Source organism: Bradyrhizobium sp. 157 (genome assembly GCF_023073815.1).
Classification (GTDB): domain Bacteria; phylum Pseudomonadota; class Alphaproteobacteria; order Rhizobiales; family Xanthobacteraceae; genus Bradyrhizobium.
The window spans coordinates 15,681-38,757 of the sequence record NZ_JADPKF010000065.1; the positions used below are offsets into that span (position 1 = coordinate 15,681).

The 23,077-nt window shown below is 63.9% G+C and carries 18 protein-coding genes, 1 other RNA gene and 1 pseudogene; 9 read left to right on the forward strand and 11 right to left on the reverse strand.

Annotated elements, in window-relative coordinates; translation table 11 throughout:
* Positions 1-576, reverse strand: coding sequence for a 5-formyltetrahydrofolate cyclo-ligase (locus IVA95_RS13725; protein WP_247510968.1), 576 nt, complete (start codon positions 574-576; stop codon positions 1-3).
* A 161-nt stretch (positions 577-737) separates the two neighbouring features.
* A non-coding RNA gene (gene ssrS / locus IVA95_RS13730) (6S RNA) lies at positions 738-898 on the reverse strand.
* A gap of 197 nt (positions 899-1,095) precedes the next feature.
* On the opposite strand from ssrS, the gene IVA95_RS13735 reads away from it, so the two are divergent.
* Positions 1,096-1,533 carry an endonuclease domain-containing protein gene (locus IVA95_RS13735; protein WP_247510969.1) on the forward strand — a complete coding sequence of 146 codons (438 nt, stop codon included), beginning with the start codon at positions 1,096-1,098 and terminating at the stop codon, positions 1,531-1,533.
* Between the two features lie 85 nt (positions 1,534-1,618).
* Here IVA95_RS13735 and IVA95_RS13740 read toward each other — a convergent pair whose 3' ends face one another.
* Both IVA95_RS13740 and IVA95_RS13745 read right to left on the reverse strand, forming a co-directional pair.
* The gene (locus tag IVA95_RS13740) at positions 1,619-2,002 is read right to left on the reverse strand and encodes a cell division protein ZapA (RefSeq protein ID WP_028349229.1); all 384 of its coding nucleotides are present in this window, start codon (positions 2,000-2,002) and stop codon (positions 1,619-1,621) included.
* Positions 1,999-2,325: a DUF4164 domain-containing protein gene (locus IVA95_RS13745; protein ID WP_213254056.1), complete on the reverse strand. Its 327-nt coding sequence runs from the start codon at positions 2,323-2,325 to the stop codon at positions 1,999-2,001. The genes IVA95_RS13740 and IVA95_RS13745 overlap by 4 nt, the downstream gene beginning before the upstream one ends.
* 286 nt (positions 2,326-2,611) lie before the next feature.
* Between IVA95_RS13745 and tkt the strand changes: the two genes are divergently transcribed.
* From tkt to IVA95_RS13785, 8 genes are all read left to right on the forward strand, one after another.
* Positions 2,612-4,597 carry a transketolase gene (gene tkt, locus IVA95_RS13750; RefSeq protein ID WP_247510970.1) on the forward strand — a complete coding sequence of 662 codons (1,986 nt, stop codon included), beginning with the start codon at positions 2,612-2,614 and terminating at the stop codon, positions 4,595-4,597.
* Positions 4,598-4,736: 139 nt separating this feature from the next.
* On the forward strand, positions 4,737-5,744 hold the full coding sequence (gene gap / locus IVA95_RS13755) for a type I glyceraldehyde-3-phosphate dehydrogenase (RefSeq protein WP_247510971.1): 1,008 nt from the start codon (positions 4,737-4,739) through the stop codon (positions 5,742-5,744).
* 160 nt (positions 5,745-5,904) lie between these two features.
* The gene (locus IVA95_RS13760) at positions 5,905-7,101 is read left to right on the forward strand and encodes a phosphoglycerate kinase (RefSeq protein WP_247510972.1); all 1,197 of its coding nucleotides are present in this window, start codon (positions 5,905-5,907) and stop codon (positions 7,099-7,101) included.
* Positions 7,102-7,151: 50 nt separating this feature from the next.
* The gene (gene fba, locus IVA95_RS13765; protein WP_247510973.1) at positions 7,152-8,219 is read left to right on the forward strand and encodes a class II fructose-bisphosphate aldolase; all 1,068 of its coding nucleotides are present in this window, start codon (positions 7,152-7,154) and stop codon (positions 8,217-8,219) included.
* Between the two features lie 111 nt (positions 8,220-8,330).
* Positions 8,331-9,356, forward strand: coding sequence for a class I fructose-bisphosphate aldolase (locus IVA95_RS13770; RefSeq protein ID WP_247510974.1), 1,026 nt, complete (start codon positions 8,331-8,333; stop codon positions 9,354-9,356).
* Positions 9,357-9,358: 2 nt separating this feature from the next.
* Positions 9,359-10,069 carry a thiamine phosphate synthase gene (locus tag IVA95_RS13775; protein WP_247510975.1) on the forward strand — a complete coding sequence of 237 codons (711 nt, stop codon included), beginning with the start codon at positions 9,359-9,361 and terminating at the stop codon, positions 10,067-10,069.
* A gap of 9 nt (positions 10,070-10,078) precedes the next feature.
* Positions 10,079-11,224, forward strand: coding sequence for a tetratricopeptide repeat protein (locus IVA95_RS13780; protein WP_213254063.1), 1,146 nt, complete (start codon positions 10,079-10,081; stop codon positions 11,222-11,224).
* Positions 11,225-11,266: 42 nt separating this feature from the next.
* Entirely contained in the window at positions 11,267-12,061 is a 795-nt protein-coding gene (locus tag IVA95_RS13785) for an inositol monophosphatase family protein (protein ID WP_247510976.1), read from the forward strand.
* Between the two features lie 201 nt (positions 12,062-12,262).
* Here the strand turns inward: IVA95_RS13785 and IVA95_RS13790 are convergent.
* The 7 genes and pseudogenes from IVA95_RS13790 to IVA95_RS13820 all read right to left on the reverse strand — a co-directional run.
* Positions 12,263-12,456 (reverse strand): annotated as a pseudogene (locus IVA95_RS13790) (transposase); the annotation flags it as partial.
* A 237-nt stretch (positions 12,457-12,693) separates the two neighbouring features.
* Entirely contained in the window at positions 12,694-14,808 is a 2,115-nt protein-coding gene (locus IVA95_RS13795) for a xanthine dehydrogenase family protein molybdopterin-binding subunit (RefSeq protein WP_247510977.1), read from the reverse strand.
* Positions 14,805-15,782, reverse strand: coding sequence for a xanthine dehydrogenase family protein subunit M (locus tag IVA95_RS13800; RefSeq protein ID WP_247510978.1), 978 nt, complete (start codon positions 15,780-15,782; stop codon positions 14,805-14,807). Before IVA95_RS13800 ends, IVA95_RS13795 begins: the two co-directional genes overlap by 4 nt.
* 2 nt (positions 15,783-15,784) lie before the next feature.
* Positions 15,785-16,387 (reverse strand): (2Fe-2S)-binding protein, encoded by a 603-nt coding sequence (locus tag IVA95_RS13805; protein ID WP_247510979.1) that lies wholly within the window; start codon positions 16,385-16,387, stop codon positions 15,785-15,787.
* A 186-nt stretch (positions 16,388-16,573) separates the two neighbouring features.
* The gene (locus IVA95_RS13810) at positions 16,574-17,530 is read right to left on the reverse strand and encodes an AraC family transcriptional regulator (protein ID WP_247510980.1); all 957 of its coding nucleotides are present in this window, start codon (positions 17,528-17,530) and stop codon (positions 16,574-16,576) included.
* A 1,064-nt stretch (positions 17,531-18,594) separates the two neighbouring features.
* A complete protein-coding gene (locus IVA95_RS13815; RefSeq protein ID WP_247510981.1) occupies positions 18,595-21,753 on the reverse strand; it encodes a multidrug efflux RND transporter permease subunit in 3,159 nt (1,052 codons plus the stop codon).
* A gap of 9 nt (positions 21,754-21,762) precedes the next feature.
* Complete coding sequence (locus tag IVA95_RS13820; protein ID WP_247510982.1) at positions 21,763-22,968, reverse strand: efflux RND transporter periplasmic adaptor subunit; 1,206 nt, start codon at positions 22,966-22,968, stop codon at positions 21,763-21,765.
* Positions 22,969-23,077 lie beyond the last annotated feature (109 nt).

Genomic DNA, 23,077 nt, shown 5'->3' on the forward strand with positions numbered 1-23,077 from the left:
TCAGCTCCGGAAATCGAACACTTTCTTTTCCGTTAGCACATAATCCAGCGCCACGTCGTGCGGCAGCGCGGGAACGGCTTTTATTTCCTGCACGGAAAAGGCGGTGCCGACAGCCGTAATGGTCTTTGCCTTGCGCAAGTGGGCGAGCGTGAAGTCGTAATGCCCAGCGCCATAGCCGATGCGGTGGCCGGCACGATCGAACGCCGCCAGCGGCACCAGCATGATATCGGGCACGAGTTCGGCCGCCGCCGGCGATGGTTCGAGAATGCCGAGCGGCCCCATCATCAGCCTATCATCAGGCGACCACGCGCGAAACGCGAGCGATTTGCCACGCGACAGCACCGCCGGCAGCGCGAGCCTTGCGCCCTGCTCGGCGAGCTTGCGCATCAAGGGCGCGGGATCGATCTCGCTGCGGATCGGCGAGTATCCGGAGACGACCATGCCGGGCAGAATCGCAAACGGCACGCCTTGCCTTGCCATGGCTAGCGCCGCGGCGGCGCGTTGTTCGTCGCTCAACGCATCGCGTTTCGCCAACGCGGCGGTGCGGAACTCGGCTTTCGACAGGGTTGCCGTCATGCAGGGGCTCGTTCCGTCATCATCCGCGCAGGCGGATGATCCAGTATCCAGAGACGCTGGTGCTCAACTGCAGGGCCGCGGCGTACTGGATACCCCGCATGCGCGGGGTATGACGAACGTGCGCGGGATGACAAACATGCACGCAACGAACAAAACAAAAGTGCGAGGCCGCGAACGCCGTTGAAGCACTCGATCCCGGAGTTCCCTACGAAAGTAGGTGGGCACCATATGTCCGGATCCACGGACCCGGCCAGGGACAGTTCCCTAAAGGATCGATAAGGCCCCGGGGATATATGGCTCCTGACGCACGACGCAGCCTCGCAGGATGCAATGTAAGCGTTACCGACCGAATCCGCCAGCGGTTAGCTTTCCTTTATCCCTCCCCAAGGCGTGAGAGCGGGCCAGTCAACCAACGGCGACTTTCGAGGTGGCTTGTTGCACTCGCGCTAAGATTGCGCTCCAATTAACCCTCCCCTGGAGGGAGGGTCGTTCGTACCGGGCGATACGCAGCATCGTCCGATGCGAACGGGGTGGGGTGATCTATCCGCGAGCGAGGACCGATATGGTTCAACAGCAATCCGCCGCGCAGCAGCGAAGAAACTGCGGGCGAATACCACGCCGCATGAGCGGCTCCTCTGGCGTGCTTTGAAAGAGCTGCCGATGGAAGGCACACATTTCCGGCGTCAGGCGCCGATCGGTTCTTACGTCGTGGACTTTTTCTGTCCGGCAAGGCGTCTCATCATTGAACTTGATGGCGGACATCACAACGAGGACACGACCGCCGAGCAAGACAACAAGAGGCAGGCTTGGCTGGAGCAGGAAGGTTATCGCGTTATCCGCTTCTGGAATTCGGACGTTACTAGTGATCTCAACGCGGTCATGGAGAAGATTTACGTGGAGGTGTATGGGTCGCGTGAGGCAGAGGCGTTTCAACTGAAGCACCGCCGACGGCGATAGTCTGTCACCCCGCCCCGCCGCTGCGCGGCGACCCAAGAGCGAGCTTCGCTCGTCTCGACCCCTCCAGGGGAGGGTAAGAAGCACGTCACCCGATCGCGACGCCGCTGCCGATGGTGCGGTTGATGACCTGCGTGGTTTTTTCGATGCGGTCGGCGGCGGCGTTGAGCGCATTGGCGACGGCGACCTGGGTAGCCTTGGCGCGGTCGGCGGCGGCGGTGCGAACGTTGCGCAGGGTTTCGAGTTCGCCCTCCAGCGCGCGGATGCGCGCGTTGGCATCCAGCAGTTCGTCGCATACGGTGAGCGCGGCCATCACGGTGAGGCGCGCGTCGCCGATCTCGCCGAACTTGCCGCGCAGCTCTCCGACCCGCGATTCGAGGCTCTCGGCGAGCTTGAGCAGCCGCACCTCCTGCCCTTCCTCGCAGGCCATGCGGTACTGCCGGCCATTGATGGTGACGTTGATGTGACTCATTCACTCTCCCCGGCGTCGGCATCGAGCACCGCACGGATGGTGCCGATTGCGGCATCCAGCTTTTCTGATACCTCGCGGTTGGTGCGCTCCAGCCGCCGCGTCTTCACCAGCGAGCCGTCGAGTTCGTCGGCAAGGCGCGAGCGATCGGCGCCGAGCGCCTGGATCCGGCTCGCCAACTCGTTCTCGTCGCGGTCGGCGTCGCGCCGCCGTTCGGCCGCGGCCTCGAGCGCATCGAGCGCCATCATCAAGCGCCGCGTGGCGGCGTCGATGTCGGCATAGACCGGCTCGGCATTGCCGGTCCCGTTGGTGTGACGATCGCTCATGAGAGGCAGCGCGCACCTTCGCGGTAGGCCCGCCGCACAGCAGCAAAATCCGCGGTTCGGCAAGCGGTTAGAGCACGAAATTTACGTGGCAAGCGAGCCAAGCGCAACGCCCGCGCGAAGCTATGCACTGCTAAGCAACTTTTAGCATGGCAAGCGCGTTTCCACGCCTTGGACTCCCGGGGATTGAGGTGCTATCCAGCCCGCACTTTCCCTCAAACACGCCCGTATTGCGGCCTTCGCCCGGTACATACCCCTAACCAAGCACCTCATTTCAGGCGGATTTCACATGACGCAGGTCGATCATACCCGTATGGCCAATGCGATTCGCGGGCTTGCCATGGATGCCGTCGAAAAGGCGAAATCCGGCCATCCCGGCTTGCCGATGGGCACCGCCGACATCGCGACCGTGCTGTTCACGCAGTTCCTCAAATTCGATGCGGCGGCTCCGACCTGGCCCGACCGCGACCGCTTTGTGCTCTCGGCCGGACACGGCTCGATGCTGCTCTATGCACTGCTGTACCTCACCGGCAACAAGGACATGACGCTCGATCAGATCCGGAATTTCCGTCAGCTCGGCTCCAAGACGCCGGGGCACCCGGAGAATTTCGAGACCAGCGGCGTCGAGACCACCACCGGCCCGCTCGGCCAGGGCATCGCCACCTCGGTCGGCATGGCGCTGGCGGAAAAGATGCTGGCTGCAGAGTTCGGTAAGAAGGTCGTCAGCCACCACACCTACGTGCTCGCTTCCGACGGCGACCTGATGGAAGGCGTGTCGCAGGAAGCGATCGCGATGGCCGGGCACTGGAAGCTGAACAAGCTGATCGTGCTGTATGACAGCAACGGCATCTCGATCGACGGCCCGACCTCGCTCGCCGATTCGGTCGACCAGGTGAAGCGCTTCAAGTCCGCGGGCTGGGCGGCGGAATTGATCGACGGCCATGACCCGAAAGCGATTGCCGCCGCGATCACCCGCGCGCAAAAATCCAACAAGCCGTCGCTGATCGCCTGCAAGACCACGATCGGTTACGGCGCGCCGACGCGGGCCGGCACGGCGAAGGTCCATGGTGAGGCGCTCGGCGCCGACGAGCTGAAGGGCGCCAAGGAAAAGCTCGGCATTTCGCTCGACGCCTTCTCGGTGCCTGATGATGTGCTGAAGGCATGGCGTGCCGCCGGCAGCCGCGGCGCTGCCGCGCGCGAGGAATGGGAAAGCGTTTTCGCCGAGCTCGGCCCCCGCAAGCGCGCCGAGTTCGAGCGGCGGATGCGGCACGAGCGGCCGGCCGCGCTGTCGAAGGCGCTGCGCGCGCACAAGAAGGCGCTGCTGGAATCGCCGCAGAATGTCGCGACGCGGAAATCCTCTGAATCTGCGATCGAGGCGATCGCCGCCGCGATGCCGATGGAATTTTTGGCGGGCTCCGCCGACCTCACCGGCTCCAACAACAACAAGGCGAAGTCGGCGGTGGCGTTCTCGGCCAAGACGCCGAAGGGCCGCTTCATCCATTACGGCATCCGCGAGCACGGCATGGCCGCGGCGATGAACGGCATCTTCCTGCATGGCGGCTTCGCGCCAAACGGCGCGACCTTCCTGGTGTTCACGGACTACGCCCGACCCGCGATGCGGATCGCCGCGCTGATGGGCGCAGGCGTCGTCTACGTGATGACCCATGATTCGATCGGGCTGGGTGAGGACGGGCCGACGCATCAGCCGGTCGAGCATCTCGCGGCGCTTCGCGCGATTCCCAACATGCGCGTGTTCCGGCCCTGCGATGCCGTCGAGGTCGCGGAGTGCTGGGAACTGGCGCTCAACCGGGTCGACGGCCCGACGGTGCTGGCGCTGACCCGCCAGAATCTGCCGCAACTCCGCACCAATGCGCCGAACGATAATCCTTGCGCGCATGGCGCTTATGAACTGGTCGCTGCGCAGGGCGACGCCAAGGTGTCGCTGTTCGCCTCCGGCTCCGAGGTCGAGATCGCGGTGGCCGCCCAGAAGCAACTGACGGAACGTGGCATCCGGTCGCGGGTGGTCTCGGTGCCCTCGCTCGAGCTCCTGCTGGCACAGCCAGCGGACCGAAAGGCAGCCATTATTGGCAATGCGCCGGTCAAGGTCGCCATCGAGGCGGCGGTACGCTGGGGTTGGGACGCCGTGATCGGCCAGGATGGTGAATTCATCGGCATGCACGGTTTCGGTGCAAGCGCCCCCGCCAAGGACCTTTTCAAGCACTTCGGAATTACCGCCGAGGCCGTCGTTAACGCTGCCGTGAAGCGCTTGGGCTGACGGTTGAGCTCTCGGGGAAAAAGGACTACCTAGACCCCATCTTGACCGTTCCCGCCCGGCCGAACCGGGCGTTCCGCCGTAAGCACCTCCGTGGAACGTCTCCGCGGGGCTGGCAGCGGCTATCAGAGGAGAAACCAGCATGGCAGTCCGCGTCGCGATCAACGGATTTGGCCGCATTGGCCGCAACGTGTTGCGGGCGATTGCGGAATCCGGCCGCAAGGATATCGAAGTGGTCGGCATCAACGATCTCGGCCCGGTCGAGACCAACGCCCACCTGCTGCGCTTCGATTCCGTGCATGGCCGTTTCCCCGGCACCGTGACTATCGACGGCGACTCGATCAGCCTCGGCAATGGTAAGATCAAGGTTTCCGCCGAGCGCGATCCGGCGAAGCTGCCGTGGAAGGCGCTCGGCGTCGACATTGCGCTGGAATGCACCGGCATCTTCACGGCCAAGGACAAGGCCTCCGCGCATCTGACCGCCGGCGCCAAGCGCGTGCTGGTCTCGGCGCCCGCCGACAATGCCGACGCCACCATCGTCTACGGCGTCAACCATGACACCCTGACCAAGGATCATTTGGTCGTCTCCAACGGCTCCTGCACCACCAACTGCCTGGCGCCACTCGCCAAGGTCTTGAACGACACCGTCGGCATCGAGACCGGCTTCATGACCACGATCCACGCCTACACCGGCGACCAGCCGACGCTCGACACCCTGCATAAGGATCTCTATCGCGGCCGTGCGGCGGCGATGTCGATGATTCCGACCTCGACCGGCGCGGCGAAGGCAATCGGCCTCGTGCTCCCCGAGCTGAAGGGCAAGCTTGACGGCGTCGCGATCCGCGTGCCGACGCCGAACGTTTCGGTGGTCGACCTGAAGATCGTCGCCAAGCGCGCCACCGACATCAAGGAAATCAACGCGGCGATGAAGCGCGCCTCCGAGCAGCAGCTCAAGGGCATCCTCGGCTACACCACCGCGCCGAATGTCTCGATCGACTTCAACCACGATCCCCACTCGTCGACGTTCCACGAGGACCAGACCAAGGTGCAGAACGGCACGCTGGTGCGCGTAATGTCCTGGTACGACAATGAATGGGGTTTCTCCAACCGCATGGCGGACACCGCCGTGGCGATGGGGAAGTTGCTGTAAGTTTGAGTCTCGTGTCCCGGACGCGACGCGGCACGAAGTGACGCGACGCAGAGCCGGGACCCATTCCAGCGTAGGTCCCTTCGGGATCATTCCAGCGTAGGTCCCGGTTCTGCACAGCGGCACTTCGCGCCGCAGTGCGCCCGGGACAAGAGAAGCGCCCATGCCAAAGACATTCCGAACCCTCGATGACGTCGACGTGAAGGGCAAGCGCGTGCTGCTGCGCGTCGACCTTAACGTGCCCATGGAGAACGGCCGCGTCACCGACGCGACAAGGCTCGAGCGTGTCGCACCGACCATTACCGAGATCGCGGACAAGGGCGGCAAGGTCATCCTGCTTGCCCATTTCGGCCGCCCAAAGGGGCGCGACGTCAAGGATTCGCTGAAGCCCGTCGCGGCGGCGCTCGGCCACGTCATCAAGAAGCCGGTTGCGTTTGCCGACGATTGCATCGGCGAGACCGCGGCCAAGGCCGTCGCTGCGATGAAGGATGGCGGTATCCTCTGCCTGGAAAACACCCGTTTCCATAAAGAGGAGGAGAAAAATGATCCGACGTTCGTAGCCGAACTGGCAAAGCTCGGAGACATCTGGGTCAACGACGCCTTTTCGGCTGCGCACCGTGCGCACGCTACGACCGAAGGTCTTGGCCACAAGCTGCCCGCCTATGCCGGCCGCACCATGCAGGCCGAACTCGACGCGCTTGGCAAGGCGCTGGAAGCGCCGACCAAGCCCGTGATCGCGATCATTGGCGGCGCAAAAGTCTCCACCAAGATCGATCTGCTCCAAAACCTGGTAACGAAAGTCGATGCGCTGGTGATCGGCGGCGGCATGGCCAACACCTTCCTGCACGCGCAGGGCGTCGGCGTCGGCAAGTCTCTGGCGGAAAAAGACCTCGCCGCGACCGCGCTGCGCATCCTGGAAAAGGCTAGCGCCGCGAACTGCGCCATCATTCTCCCGGTCGATGCCGTGGTCGCCTATCATTTCGCGGCCAACTCGCCCTCGCACGCTTATGGGCTCGATGCGATCCCGGCCGACGGCATGATCCTCGACGTCGGCCCGCAATCGATCGTGCGGATTCACGCCGCGATCGACGACGCCGCGACGCTGGTCTGGAACGGCCCGCTCGGCGCGTTCGAAATGACGCCGTTCGACCGCGGCACCGTCGTTGCGGCCAAGCACGCAGCGGCGCGCACCAAAGCGAAGAAGCTGATCTCGGTTGCCGGCGGCGGCGATACGGTCGCGGCGCTGAACCAGGCCGGCGTAGCCGACGATTTTTCCTACGTATCGACAGCCGGCGGCGCGTTTCTCGAATGGATGGAAGGCAAACCCCTGCCCGGTGTCGAAGTTCTCAAACTGCGTTAGACCAGGACTTAATGAAGCGCCGAAGGCGCGGCAAATACAGGAGAATTTGAATGGCTCGCATTACCTTGCGTCAACTGCTCGATCATGCGGCAGAGCACGATTACGGGGTGCCGGCGTTCAACATCAACAACATGGAGCAGGCGCTCGCCATCATGGAGGCCGCCTCCGCGGTCGACGCGCCCGTCATCATCCAGGCTTCGCGCGGCGCGCGCTCCTATGCCAACGACGTGATGCTCAAGCACATGATGGACGCCGTCACTGAAATCTATCCGCAGATCCCGGTCTGCGTGCATCTCGATCACGGTAACGAGCCCGCGACCTGCATGACCGCGATCCAGGCCGGCTTCACCTCCGTCATGATGGACGGATCGCTGAAAACCGACGGCAAGACCCCCGGCGACTGGGACTACAATGTCGGCGTGACCAAGACGGTCACCGACATGGCCCATCTCGGCGGCATCTCGGTGGAAGGCGAGCTCGGCGTGCTCGGCTCGCTAGAGACCGGCATGGGCGACAAGGAAGACGGTCACGGCGCCGAAGGCAAGCTCTCGCACGACCAGTTGCTCACCAACCCGGATGAAGCCGTGAAATTCGTCAAGGAGACCAAGGTCGACGCGCTGGCGATCGCGATGGGCACCTCGCACGGCGCCTACAAGTTCACCCGCAAGCCGGACGGCGACATCCTTGCCATGAACGTGATTGAGGAAATCCATCGCAAGCTGCCGAACACGCATCTGGTGATGCACGGCTCGTCCTCGGTGCCGCAGGACCTGCAGGAAATCATCAATGCCAATGGCGGCAAAATGAAGCCGACCTGGGGTGTGCCGGTTTCGGAAATTCAGCGCGGCATCAAGAATGGCGTGCGCAAGATCAATATCGATACCGACAACCGCATGGCGATGACCGGGCAAATCCGCAAAGTGCTGAAGGACAATCCGGAAGAGTTCGACCCGCGCAAATACCTCAAGCCCGCGATGGAAGCCATGGCCAAGCTGTGCAAGCAGCGGCTGCAGGAATTCAATACCGCAGGGCAGGCCAGCAAGATCAAGAAGGTGCTGACGACAGCCGAAATGGCCAAGCGGTACAGCAAGGGTGAGCTTGACCCCCGGGTTGCATGAGTCGGCGCCCGCCTCGCAAACACTCCCGGTGCGACGAACGTTTTCTAGGCAATTGCCCGAGAACCGCCTATTTTGGTGCGCAAGGGCATGATGTTTTCGGAGAACGTTCCCATGAATCTTGCTGACCTCAACAAGGTTGCCCTCGCCATGGTCACCCCAGGCAAGGGCATTCTCGCCGCCGACGAATCCTCGGGCACGATCAAGAAGCGTTTTGACGCCATCAAGGTCGAATCCACGGAGGAGAATCGCCGCGACTACCGTGAAATGCTGTTCCGCTCCACCGAGGCTATGAGCAAGTACGTCTCCGGCGTCATCCTCTACGACGAAACCATCTGGCAGAACGCCAAGGACGGCACGCCGCTGGTCAAGCTGATCGAGCAGTCCGGCGCCATCCCCGGCATCAAGGTCGATGAAGGAACGCAAGCGCTGCCGCAGTGTCCGGGCGAACTGGTGACCGTCGGCCTCGACAAGCTCGCCGAGCGGCTGAAAAAATATTACGAGCGCGGCGCGCGCTTCGCGAAGTGGCGTGCGGTGATCGATATCGGCAGCGGCATTCCGACGATGACTGCGATCAACGTCAATGCCCATGCGCTGGCGCGCTACGCCGCGCTGTGCCAGGCGGCGCAGATCGTGCCGATCGTCGAACCGGAAGTGCTGATGGACGGCGATCACGATATCGACCGCTGCTACGATGTGACCCAACGTGTGCTGAACATGACATTCCAGGAATTGCGCATCCAGCGTGTCGAGCTTGAGGGCATGGTGCTGAAGCCCAACATGGCCATTTCAGGCAAGAAGTGCCCGAAGCAGGCTTCCGTCGAGGAAGTTGCGGAGAAAACCGTCCGTCTCCTGAAGGCGTGCGTTCCGGCGGCCGTGCCGGGCATCGCCTTCCTTTCCGGCGGACAATCCGATGAGGAAGCGACCGCGCATCTGAATGCCATGAACCGGATCGGCAACTTGCCGTGGAAACTCACCTTCTCCTATGGCCGGGCGCTGCAGGCGGCGCCGCAGAAGGCATGGTCCGGTAAGGCCGAGAACATCGCCGCAGGCCAGCGCGCGTTCACGCACCGTGCGCGGATGAACGCGCTGGCGAGCAAGGGCGAGTGGGACACCGGCCTGGAAAAGAAGGTCGCCTAGACTTGTCCAATAAACCCGTTCCGCCGCGCCCGGCGCCGCGCCTCTATCTCGCGACGCCCGAGGTGGACGATCCATCGCAGCTCGCAAAGCAGCTTCCGGAGCTGCTGGCCGCGGCCGACGTTGCAGCGGTGCTGTTGCGGCTGAAGCAGACCGATCAGCGCACCATGATCTCGCGCGTGAAAGCACTTGCGCCCGCGATCCAGAACGGCGGCGCGGCGCTGCTGCTCGACGGCCATGTCGAACTGGTGGCGCGTGCCGGCGCCGACGGCGCGCATCTGACCGGCCTCGCCGCGCTGGAAGACGCCTTGCCGTCGCTGAAGCCGGACCGCATCGCCGGCATCGGCGGTCTTGCTACGCGGCACGACTCGATGGCCGCGGGCGAAGCGGGTGCTGACTACGTGCTGTTTGGCGAACCCGATGCCGAGGGCCAGCGGCCATCGACTGAAGCGATCGCCGAGCGCCTGCAATGGTGGGATGAACTGTTCGAGCCGCCCTGCGTCGGCTTTGCTACGTCGCGCGCGGAGGCTTCCGAATTTGCGGCTTCCGGCGCCGATTTCGTGCTGGTCGGCGATTTCATCTGGGCTGATCCGCGTGGCGCCAAGGCGGCGCTGATCGATGCCGCGCAGGCAATCGCACAAGCGTACGAAGCAGCGTTCGGAAAAGCCAAAACTGGTACCGATAGGTCTGGCACGGACAAGGCCGGGCACGGATAACGCCGGACAATGAAACTCCTGCGTCCCATATCGCTGCTTGCGGGTCTCTTGATGACGGTGGCCGGCGCCTCCGCGCAGATCTCGCTGACGCCGCCCGCCGCGCAACCGCCCGCCAGCCCGCCGCCGGCGAAAAAGGAAGCGCCGCCCAAGCCAAAAGCTCCGCCCGCAGCGAAGCAGCCTGCCGCGCCGCCGAAGCCGGCGGCAGCGCCCAAACCGGCGGCGACACCCACGCCCGCGCCCTCGCCGACAGCCGCCTTCGAGGATCCCAACGTCGATCTCGTCTACGGCGCCTATCAGCGCGGCATGTACAAGACGGCGTTCGACCTCGCGACGACGCGCGCGCAGTATAACGGCGATCCAAAGGCGATGACGATGCTGGGCGAGCTCTACGCCAACGGGCTCGGCATCAAGCGCGACTATGCGAAGGCCGCCGATTGGTACCAGCGTGCAGCTGATGCCGGCGACCGCGAGGGCATGTTCGCACTCGCCATGATGCGGCTGTCCGGTCGCGGCGGGCCGACCAATCGGGAACAGGCCGTCAAGCTCCTGGCCTCCGCGGCCAAGCTCGGCAACCCGAAGGCGGCCTACAATCTGGCGCTGCTCTATCTCGACGGCAACACGCTCCCGCAGGATGTCCGGCGCGCTGCCGAACTGCTGCGCGTCGCAGCCGACGCAGGCAATCCAGAAGCGCAATACGCGTTGGCTACCTTCTACAAGGAAGGCACCGGCGTGCCGAAGGACATCGACAAGGCGGTGCGGCTGTTGCAGGCGGCGTCGCTGGCCGACAATGTCGACGCCGAGGTCGAATATGCGATTGCGCTGTTCAACGGCACAGGCACGCCTAAGAACCAGCCGGCCGCGGTCGCGCTCTTGCGCAAGGCCGCCCGGCAAAACAGCCCGGTCGCGCAAAACCGGCTGGCCTGGCTGCTGATCTACGGTGCGGGCACACCCGTGGACAAAATCGAGGGCTTCAAGTGGCATCTCATCGCCAAGACCGCCGGCAAGGGCGACCCTAAGCTGGACGAAATGCTTGCGGAGCTCAGCCCCGAGGATCGCACCAAGGTGCAGGAGGCGGCGCGCAAATGGACCGGCACCGCCGACAAATCACGCCTTGACGGCGGCACATCAGCAGGGCACCCAGTCCCTAAACCCTGACGGCATTGCACCGTTCCCTCTCACACCATAAGCGCTCACATCATGCTGTATTCAGCCATTATCAACGTCATGGTGAAAGCCGCGCGCCGCGCCGGCCGCAGCCTCAAGCGCGACCTCGGCGAGATCGAACATCTGCAGGTGTCGCTGAAGGGGCCGGCGAACTTCGTCACCAAGGCCGACAAGCGCGCCGAGGAAATGCTGTACGAGGACCTCGCCAAGGCACGTCCCGGCTACGGCTTCATCGGCGAGGAAGGCGGCACGCGCGAAGGCGCCGACAAGACCCACACCTGGATCGTCGATCCCTTGGACGGCACCACCAACTTCCTGCATGGCATTCCGCAATTCGCGATCTCGATCGGGCTGGCGCGCGAGGGCACCATCATTGCCGGCGTGATCTACAATCCAGCCAATGAAGAGTTGTACATTGCGGAGCGCGGCAAGGGCGCGTTCCTCAACGACCAGCGGCTGCGCGTCGCCGGCCGCCGCCAGCTCAACGAATGCGTGGTCGCTTGTGGCCTGCCGCATATCGGCCGCGGCGACCATGAGCTGGCGAACCGCGAGATGGCCGCGCTGCAGAACAAGGTCGCCGGCTTCCGCCGCTTCGGCGCCGCCTCGCTCGACCTCGCCTTTGTCGCCGCCGGCCGCCTCGACGGCTACTGGGAACGCAACCTGTCGCCGTGGGATATCGCAGCGGGGCAGATCATGGTGCGCGAGGCCGGCGGAATGATCTCAGACATCGGCGGCAATGACGATGCGCTGAAGACCGGGCACGTGGTCTGCGGCAACGAGTTCGTGCACGGGGAGCTAGTGAAGATATTGGGGCCGCTTGGCAAGTAGAGCGACGGTTCCAAGCCGCGCGCCGTCATCATCCGGGATCGGCGATGCAGTCGCCCAGAGACGGCGGAAGGACACGGAGGAGCCTCGGCGCTCCCAGCCAAAACATTGAAAACAACCCCATGCACAGTAGCCGGCACTCATCGAGTGCCAAAATCGACATTTGACACGTCGGGAAAATCAGCGAGACAAGACCATCATCCCCCGAAGGTAGCGATTGTAACAAGTCGTGCGGGGACATAGGTCGCGGGCAGGTCGCGCCATGGCGCACCTGAACGCAGGACCCAAACGATGCCATCGAGCACGCGGTGGTCATCTACTCGCCGAACGCCGCGCGGCTTGTTCGGCAACCTCGGCTTAATGGCGGTCCACTCATGTTCGCTCAATTCGCAGCGCATGATTCGAGGCTCCGGTTTCGAAGCTTGAATGACATCCAGGCTAGCGCCATCAATCCGCACCGGCCTCTAGCGAAGCCGCTAATGCTCTGAATTTCCTTCCGCTTTCGGAGGCATAGCCGGCATGGCCAGACTTGCCGCTGGGTCGCCCGTGTAACGATTGGACCCGTTGCGGACCGCCAGAGATCGGAAAATTTCCGCTTTGCGCCGAAAGGGGCGGCACGAGACCGTGCATCGGAGCTACACGGTTAGCACATCTTCAATCCGGATCGGCAGCGTGCGCACGCGCTTGCCCGTTGCGTGAAAGACGGCGTTGGCAATGGCCGGGGCCATGCCGACGAGCGCGATCTCGCCGAGGCCTTTGACGCCAAGGGCATTGACGTGTGGATCCACCTCCTCGACGAAGTGCGCTTCGAGTTGGGGAATGTCGAGATTTACAGGCAGCAGGTAATCGGCCATATGGGCGTTGACCGGGCGGCCGTCGCGCGGATCGAGGACCGTGCGTTCCATCAGCGCCATGCCCATTCCGCCGATCATGCCGCCAATGCATTGGCTCCTCGCAAGTCGCGGATTGATGACGCGGCCGATGCCATAGGCGCCCACGGCGCGGCGCAGCCGGATCGTGCCGACATCGGGATCGACGGCCACCTCGGCAAATACGGCTCCAAAGGAGTGCATCGAAAATCGGGCCGCGACATCGGGATCGCGCTGAGCCGAAGCCGTAGCCTCGATGGGTCGGCCGTCCCGCGGGCGCTTTGCGGCTTCCTCCTGCACGGCAATGCAGGCGGCGCGGATCGCAGAGCCGACCGAGGCCATCGTCCATGAGCCGCCATGGGATGGAGCCGGCGGATAGTCAGAGCGGCCAAGGCTGAATCGCACACGTTCAACAGGCAGCCCCAGCGTCTCTGCGGCAACCTGCGTCATGGACGTGTAGGTGCCGGGACCCATGTCGCTTGCCGCGACTTCAACTTCAGCGGTGCCGTCCGGGAGCAGTCGCGCGCGCGCATTCGCCGGCGCATGGAAGGCTGGATAGCTCGCCGATGCCACGCCCATGCCGACCAGCAGCCGGCCATCGCGCATCGAACGAGGTTCGGGTGACCGCCGCGACCAACCGAAACGTTCGGCGGCGAGATCATGGCATTTCATCAGCGACCGGCTGGAGAAAGGCTTATTCTCGCCCTCATCGATCGCCGGCTCGTTGCGACGCCGCAGATCGATCGGATCGATTCCGAGCTTGTACGACAGTTCATCCACGGCACATTCGAGCGCAAAGACACCGCTTGCCTCGCCGGGACCGCGCATATGGTTCGGGGTGCCGATATCGAGTGGCAGCAGCCGGTAGCGGGTCCGCACGTTCGGCGTGGAGTACAGGAAGCTCGTGACCGAGGTCAGGGCCTCCATAAACTCTTCGTAGCGACTCGTCTCGCCGCTGCCTTCGTGCACAATGCTGGTGAGCTTGCCGTCCGCCGTGGCCCCGAGAGCCATCCGCTGCAGGGTGCGGGGCCGGTGGCCCGTCATGAAGAACATCTGCTTGCGCGTGAGAACGAGCTTGACGGGACGTCCTACTTGTCGCGCCGCCAAGGCCGCAAGCGTCACATGCGGCCACGTCCTGAGCGACGTGCCGAAGGCACCGCCGATAAACGGACAGATCACCTGCACGTTTTCGGGCGGCAGGCCGAACACGGCTGCGATCTCGGCCTGTTCGTTGACGACGAACTGGCTCTTGCTCCACAGCGTCAGCCGATTGCCATTCCAGGCCGCGACGGTGGCGTGCGGCTCCATCGGATTGTGGTTCTCGCGCGCGATTTCATAGATCTCGTCGACCTTCACCGGCGCGTCCGCGAGCGCGCTGTCGGCATTGCCGCGCGCGGTGTCGGCCGGCAGCCTCGCATCCGGCTGCTTCCCGGCTTCCGGAACGACAGGTCGGGCTTTGGGGTCGGCAGGATCAACGAGCGGCCGCTCGGCCGTATAGGCGATGCGCAGCGCCGCAGCCGCGCGCTCCGCCTGATCGAGCGTATCGGCGACGACGATCGCTACCGGTTGCCCGTAGAAGCGCACCTGGTCGTCCTGCAGCACATGCAGCCGCTCGCCTGTTGCCGGATCGATATAGCTCTTGTGCGGCGCGTATGGCAGGCGTGGCCCATTACGATGCGTGATGACGGCCACGACGCCCGGCATCTTCTCAACCGGCGCGGTCTCGATACCGGTCACGCGGCCGAGCCCCACCGTCGCACCGACGATCACCGCATAGGCCTGGCCGCCCTGGTTGAAATCGGCCGCATAGCGCGCCGCGCCCGTGACCTTGGCACGACCATCCACGCGCGGCAGCGAGGTTCCGATCACGTTCGTCGTCATGAGGCTTCTCCCGTCATTTCAAGAGCGCGGACGATCGTCCGGGGCAGGAGTTCGAGCTTGTAGTGATTGCCTGACAACGGACGGGCTCCTTCGAGTGCCAGCCGGGCGGCGGTTTCGAAGATTTTGCGATCCGGTGCCTTGCCGATCAGCGCTGTCTCCACCATGCGCAGGCGCCATGGCCGAGTGCCGACGCCGCCGACAGCGAGCCGCGCCTGACGGATCACGCCATCCTCGACATCGAGTGCGGCGGCGGCGGATACGAGCGCGAACTCGTAAGAAGCGCGGTCGCGCACCTTGAGATAGCGCGCCCGCCGGCTGTACGGACCGCCGGGGACCCGTACCGCGAGGATGAGCTCGCCAGGCAGCAGCGTGTGTTCGAGATGCGGCGTTTCGCCCGGCAAGCGAAACAGTGCCTCGACCGGAAAGCTGCGCTCGCCCCGCAGCCCCCTCACCTGCATCGTGGCATCGAGCGCGACCAGCGCGACGGCAACGTCCGAAGGATGCGTGGCCACGCAATGATTGCTCGTGCCCAGAATGGCGTGGCCGGCATTGAGGCCATCGATGGCAGCGCAGCCGGAGTTCGGGGTGCGCTTGTTGCAGGGCGCGTCGTGCATCCGGAAATAGGGGCAGCGCACGCGCTGGAGCAGGTTGCCGCCGATGGAGGCCATGTTGCGCAACTGCGGCGAGGCGCCCTCGATCAGGCTTTCGGCAACGAGCGGGTGCAGGCGCTGCACGCCCGCGTGGGCGGCAACATCGGCCATGCGGGCGAGCGCGCCTATCACGAGATCGGAACCCTCGATGCGGATTTCGGAAAGCGGGAGCGTATTGATGTCGACAAGATGCGCCGGCTGCTCCACCTCCTCGCGCATGAGGTCGATCAACGTCGTGCCGCCGGCGATGAAACGTCGGCCGGACGATGCGGCGGCGATGGCGGCCTGGACAGAGGTCACCTTCTCGAGCGTGAACGGAAGCATGGTCAGGCCCGCTTGGCAGCGTCGGCAACCGCGGCGACGATTCCCGGATAGGCGCCGCAACGGCAGATATTGCCGCTCATCCAAAACCTGATTTCATCCGGCGAACCTGTATGGCCTTCCGCGATGCAGCCTATTCCCGACATGATCTGTCCGGGGGTGCAGAAGCCGCACTGCAAGCCGTCGTGCTCGACGAACGCAGCCTGGAGCGGATGAAGCTCGCCATTCGTTTCAAGGCCCTCGATCGTCTTGATCTCAGCCCCCTCGTGCATCGCAGCCAGCGTCAGGCAAGAGACGATACGCCTGCCGTTGACAAGGACGGTGCAAGCACCACACGCGCCCTGATTGCAGCCCTTCTTCGTACCGGTGAGATCGAGCGCCTCGCGCAGCACGTCGAGCAGTGAGCGGCGGGGATCGAGGTCAAGCTCATGCTGCCTGCCGTTGACTACCAGGCGGACCCGTCCTGTGGATGCGGTGGGAGGCCGTTCGGATATGGGTTGCGCGGCAACTTCCGAGACGGCCGCGAGAGTGGCCACTCCCCCGACCGTAAGCAGGATCGAACGGCGCGATAATCCGCCACGCCGTTCTTCGGTCTCATCGTTCTTCATGGTCTCTGCTCGCTTGCTGATGATCGTTCGCTGACTGCTGAAGGAGAAGAGATTGACCGAGCCGAACAACGCCGCAGCCAAGCCATCGCCTCAGATGACAGCGCGAACTAAGCATGAACCCGATGGGGCGCACCGTTCGGATATTGCGGCGGCTATCGCAGTGTTGCGATGAATTGCCGCCGGCGCCTACAGTGCGCGTCGGAACGCCGATGGGGTCACTCCGACAATCGTACGGAAAGCCGCCGTGAAGGCTGATGGCGTCTCGTAACCGACTGCAAGCGCGACCTCTGTGACACTCAGGCCTGAATGGGTGAGAAGCTCGCGGGCGCGGCGCATGCGTTGCGCGGTCAACCATGCATGCGGGGTATGGCCGGTCGACTGCCGAAAAGCCGTGCAGAAGTGGAAGCGGCTCAGGCCGACAAGGGCCGCGAGCTCATTGAGCCCGATATGCTGTTCGAGATTCTCGCGCATGAACGCCGTGACACGCCGCACCTGCCAGTCAGCAAGGCCGCCCTTCCTGACGGGAGCAGGCAAGCTGCCAAATGATGAATGCTCCCGGATCAGCCGCGAGCAGAGAAGGTCGATCGCCTGCTCCACGAACAGACGGGACGATGCACTGTCCCGCGTCGCCTCGTGACTCAGAATTTCAAGCAGCCCCGCCGCCGCTGGATCGGCGAAAGCCACGCGCGGAAGAATCTCGACACGTCTTCCACCCGCAATCTCGTCGGCGCATGTCTGGAGGCGTTCCTGAGTGAGGTAGACATGCGAAACGACAACCGGGCCAGCAATGTTCCAGTGGCCGTCAACGCCTTTCGGAATGAGGGTGAAGGCTTTCGAGTTGGTCCTGGAAGTCAGGCGCTTGTTCTCAATCCGCCAGGATATCTCGTGCTGTCCTTCGTAGCAGCCCACGGCGACGTGCCCAGCAACGCCCCGCATGTAATCCTCTTGCAACCCGCCATGCGCCCACTTCCGAGTCAGGCGCGTGTCACCATGCAAAACCTCAGGCACCAGTACCGGCGGCTCGTCCAGGATGCGGGCCATCTCAATGGCAGCATCAGGAGTTGAGTGGTCCGCTGCAGATCGGCGCAGGCCGCGTGGATTCGGCGCAGCCCTGCTTCGGGAACGGAACAGCCGCTGGTCCAAACTGTCGCCCTCCTCGAGCTGCTAAATATTTGCAATGATTGAGATTGAGCCTCAATTATACGAAAGGGCCCGCAGGGCGATACGAAAGTTTGCAGTGTCTTGAGCCTGGGATGCGCGCCGTCGATACCAATATGCAAAAAGACCCGGCCGTGCGTAGAAAAGCATCCACGACACTCGTGGGTGCCGTCCGTCGTCTGCCCATTGGTCAGCGCATTGTTGATGGTAGCGTGGCTCGGGCGAGGCCCTAGGGCCCCGTGGCGACGTGGTAGCTCCTGGGTAGTAGATTCATACGGTCGAGCCCCTTTCACGTCCTGAGCTAGATCCGGGCGTCTCGCTTCAACCAGCAATAGCGAATTCGCTTCGGTGATCCGGCCCACGCGAAGGCTACCAACTCCATCTCTCGCGCCGCACTTCGCCTGCGAATTAAGGTACTGCCCCCGACTATCTTGCACGCCGATGCCGCTCGCGTCCAACACATCCCGCTGGATTTGTTACTCGATGGTGCATGCAGGTGCGTTCCAGCTTCGGTCTCAACCGCGTCGCGGTGGGCCGGTTGCACGGCCCCTGTCCACTGATGGCGAGCCGATTGGCGAAGGCGACAAAGCGCTGGAACTGGCCCTTTTCCCCTTGCCGATGACCTCGCTTGGCGGATGGAAGCCGCCACGCGCTTCGGCAGCACAAGCCAACGCCGTGTTCATGAGACGGCTGCGTCTGGCGTATCCCTCGCTCGGAGCGCAGGGGTGGGGCTCCGACCACTTTGCGAACGAATGCTCGTGCTTCCCGAAGCAATAAATCAAAAGCGAGCCCGCTCATCGGGTCCGCTTTCGTCAAATAGCTACCGCTCCTAGCAAGACTGCTCCTGGCACATAGCGTCGTTTCGCTGCTATGCAGCTGCATGTCGGCTATCGGGGCATAGCGGACTCTGGTGCGGCGTCAGCCCGGCAAATTTATGGGTTCATGGACTGGATGCATCGGCCGCCGCCTGCGCCAAGGCTTCTCGGCGGCCCAAGGCCGCAAGTCCCGGCGAAGCCCTGGCGTCGCGGGGTCACGGAGCATGACAGCGTCTATGACTTCACCGGCGCCGGCGGGCCAGCCACCCCGGCTCCCGCCACCTCCTCCTCCACTTTCTCACGGTCCCCCGCCAGCACGCGCTGCACGCTGACGAAGAACACCGGCACCATCAACAGCGCCAGAATCACCACCGCGATCATGCCGCCCATCACGCTGGTGCCGAGCGCCTGCTGGCTGGCGCCGCCGGCTCCCGTCGCAATCGCCATAGGCAGCACGCCGCAAACGAAGGCCAGGCCCGTCATCAGAATCGGCCGGAAGCGCAACGAACAGGCTTCCACCGTGGCCTCAACCAGCGGCTTGCCTTGCGCGCGCAGATCCTTGGCGAATTCGATGATGAGGATGGCGTCTTTCGCCGCCAAGCCAATGATGGTGATCAGGCCGACGGTGAAGTAGACGTCGTTCGGCAAGCCGCGCATCGTCGCGGCAATCACCGCGCCGCAGATGCCGAGCGGCACCGTCAGCAAAACCGCGAGCGGAATGGTCCAGCTTTCGTACAGCGCAGCAAGCAGCAGGAACACCACCAGCACCGAGAGGCCGAGCAGGAACGGCGCCTGCGAGCCCGACAGCTTTTCCTGCAGCGATTGGCCGGTCCATTCGAAACCGAAGCCGCGCGGCAGCTTGTTGGCCAGCCGCTCCATCTCGGCGATGGCATCGCCGGAGGTGAAGCCAGGCTTGGCTTCGCCTGAGATGCGGACGGCGGGATAGTAGTTGAAGCCCGCGATCTGGGTCGGCCCCTTCGACCACTGGACCGTGGCGAAAGCGGAGAACGGCACCAACTGACCGCGGCTGTTCTTGACGTTGTAATTGAGGATGTCGTCGGCGTTCATGCGGCTGACGCGGTCGGCCTGCACGATCACGCGCTGCATCCTGCCGCGGTTCGGAAAGTCGTTGATATAGTTCGAGCCGAGATTGGTCGAAATCGTCTGGTTGATGTCCTCGAAGGTGACGCCGAACGCGCCGGCTTTTTCGCGGTCGATCATAAGATTGACCTGCGGCGCCGGCGGCAGGCCCTCGACATAGACCTTCTGCAGGATAGGGCTGGCGTTGGCTTCCGCGATCAGCCGGTCGGATGCGGCAACCAGCGCCGGATAGCCCTTCTGGCCGCGGTCCTGCAGGCGGAACGAGAAGCCGGAGGAATTGCCGAGATTGTCGATCGGCGGCGGCTGCAGCGCCGAGATCCTCGCGTCGCGGATCGAAGAGAGCTCGCGGTTGATGTCGGCGACGATCGCAGCGGCGGAATCCTTTTTGCCCCGTTCCGACCAGTCCTTCAACGTGATGAAGGCCTGCGCGGTGTTCATGCCCTGGCCGAGGAAGCTGAAGCCAGTGAGGAACGTGACGTCCTCGACGCCGGCGCGATTGAGCAGATACTTCTCCACGGCCTCGACCGCCGCTTCGGTGCGGGCGTAGGAGGAGTCGGACGGCGTCTGCACGTCTGTCGTGATGAAGCCCTGGTCGTCGACCGGCAGGAAGCCGCCGGGCAGCCGAACGAAGGCCCAGCCGAGGCCGATAAGCAGCGCGGCGTAGATCAGCATCAAACGCCCGGTGCGCTTCAGCGAGCCCTGCACGGTGCGCGAATAGCCGCCACGGCTCGTCTCGAGCACGCGGTTGAACCAGCCGAACACGCCCTTGCGCGCGTGGCCGTGGCCGGCCTCGACCGGCTTCAACAGCGTCGCGCACAGCGCCGGCGTCAGCGAAAGCGCCAACAGCGCGGAGAAGGCGATGGCCGAGATCATGGTGACCGAGAACTGGCGATAGATGATGCCGACCGATCCCGGGAAGAACGCCATCGGCACGAACACGGCCATCAGCACCAGCGTGATGCCGATGATAGCGCTGGTGATCTGCGACATCGCCTTGCGGGTCGCTTCCTTCGGCGGCAGGCCCTCTTCCGCCATGATCCGCTCGACGTTCTCCACCACGACGATGGCGTCGTCGACGAGAATGCCGACCGCCAGCACCATGCCGAACATGGTCAGCATGTTGATGGAATAGCCGGCCGCCATCAGCATCGCACAGGTGCCGAGTAGCGCGACCGGCACCACAATGGTCGGGATGATGGTGTAGCGGATGTTCTGCAGGAACAGGAACATCACGATGAAGACCAGCACCACCGCTTCCACCAGCGTCATCAACACCTTGTTGATCGAAGCCTTGACGACGGGCGTGATGTTGTAGGGGATTTCGTAGCCGATATTGGCCGGAAAGAACTTTGATAGTTCTTTCATCTTGGCTTCGACGGCGCTGGCGGTGGCAAGCGCATTGCCGGTCGGCGACAGCAGCACCGAAAGGCCCGCCGTCGGTTTGCCGTTGAGCCTAGTGTTGAACTGATAGCTCAAGCCGCCGATCTCGATGCGGGCGACGTCACGCAGCCGCACCGTCGATCCATCCGGATTGGCGCGCAGCGTGATCGCGCCGAACTCGTCAGGCGAGGAGAGCTGGCCCTTGACCAGCACCAGCGCTGAAATTCTCTGTTCAGCTGTGCTGGGTTCGGCGCCGACGCTGCCCGAGGCCACCTGTGCGTTCTGCGCCGAGATCGCCTTGTTGACGTCATCGGCGGTGAGGCCGTAGCCGACGAGTTTTGCGGGATCGATCCAGATCCGCAAAGAGCGTTCCGTCGAATAGAGCGTGGCGCGGCCGACACCGGGAATGCGCCTGATTTCGCCGAGCACGTTGCGGATCATGAAATCGCCGAGGCCGATTTCGTCGAGCGAGCCGTCGGTAGAGTTCAGCGTGATGATCTGCAGCACCGCCGAGGAGGCTTCCTCGACCAGGATGCCCTGCTGGATTACCGCGCGCGGCAGCCGCGCCTCGACGCGCTTGAGGCGGTTCTGTACTTCGACCGACGCCGCACCCGTCTCCGTGCCGGGCACGAAGTTGGCGATGATTTCGACCTGCCCCAGCGAGTCAGAGGTAGATTCGAAATTGAGGATGCCGGAGGCGCCGTTGAGCTCCTCCTCGATCAGCCGCGTGACGCTGTTGTAGAGGTTCTCCGGCGACGCGCCGGGATAGCTAGTCGAGATCGAGATCGAGGGCGGTGCGATGATAGGATATTGCGCGACCGCCAGCAACGGGATCGAGATCGCGCCGATCAGGCAGATGAAAAGCGCGACCACCCAGGCGAAGATCGGCCTGTCAATGAAGAAGCTGGGCATATCCCGGTCTCAGCGGGACGCTTGTGCTGCCGGTGCTCCCGGTATCGTACCAACCGAGGCATCCGCATCGATCCACGCCTTCGCCTTGACCTTGTCGCCGGGAACAAACTTCTGGAACCCGTCGACGATGATGCGGTCGCCCTCCTTCAGGCCCTCACTGATCAACCAGAGACCGTCCTGCATCGGGCCGGTGCGGACCGGCTGCGTCGCGACGCGGCCATCGTCCTTGACCACGAAGACTTCGCTGCCGCCACCGGCATCGCGCTGGATCGCCTGTTGCGGTACGGCGATGGCATCGGAATCGATGCCCTGCTCGATCAGAACGCGGACATACATGCCCGGCAGCAGTTCGCGATTCGGATTCGGAAACTGTCCGCGCAGCGTGACCTGCCCGGTATAGGCGTCGACCTTGGCATCGGAAAACAGAAGCTTGCCGGAAATCGGATAAACTGTGCCATCGTCGAGCACGAGGCGGACCTTGGCCGCGTCGGGCGCGATCCGGTCGAGGTCGCCGCTTTCGAGCGCACGGCGCAGCTTGTTCATTTCCGAGATCGATTGCGTGAAGTCGGCGTAGATCGGGTCGAGCTGCTGGATCGTGGCGAGGCTGGTGGTCTCGTTCTGCACCACCAGCGCGCCTTCGCTCACCAGCGCGGCGCCGACGACGCCGCTGATTGGCGCACGGATCGTCGCATAATCGAGATTGAGTTTCGCGCGGGCGACATCGGCCCTGCGGCTGCCAACTTCGGCCTCAGCCTGGCGTTGGGCTCCGATGGCCTTTTCGTTCTCTGCCTCGGGCGCGGCGCGCTGGCTGGTCAGCGTCGCAATGCGCCGAGCGTGCTGGCTGGCGAGATCGAGCGCGGCTTCCGCCTTGTCCAGCGCGGCTTCACTCGCCTGCAGTTCCACCTCGAACGGTTTGGGGTCGATCCGGTACAGGGGATCGCCGGCCTTCACCTCGGTGCCCTGCTGGAACAGGCGCTCGACGACGATGCCTGAAACCCGCGCACGGACTTCCGAGACCCGGGTGGGTGCGATTCGGCCGGGCAATTCACGAACGATGGCGCGGGCCTGAGATCTGATAGTGAAGGTGCCTACTTCAGGCTCGGGCGGCTTTGCCGCTGCGGTTGCGGCGATGGGTTCATTGCAGCCAGCCAAAAGCGGCGCCATCGCAGTCAACATCACAACGATGCATGCCGATTGCGTTCGTAGTCCGGACATTGAAAGCATTGCCCCAGTTCAAGTTGGAGAGCGCGAATTGAGCATCCGCGACGTTGTCGTAAGCGGTATCGGGAACTCACGGTTGATGGCAGATAGGATAGGGGGAGTT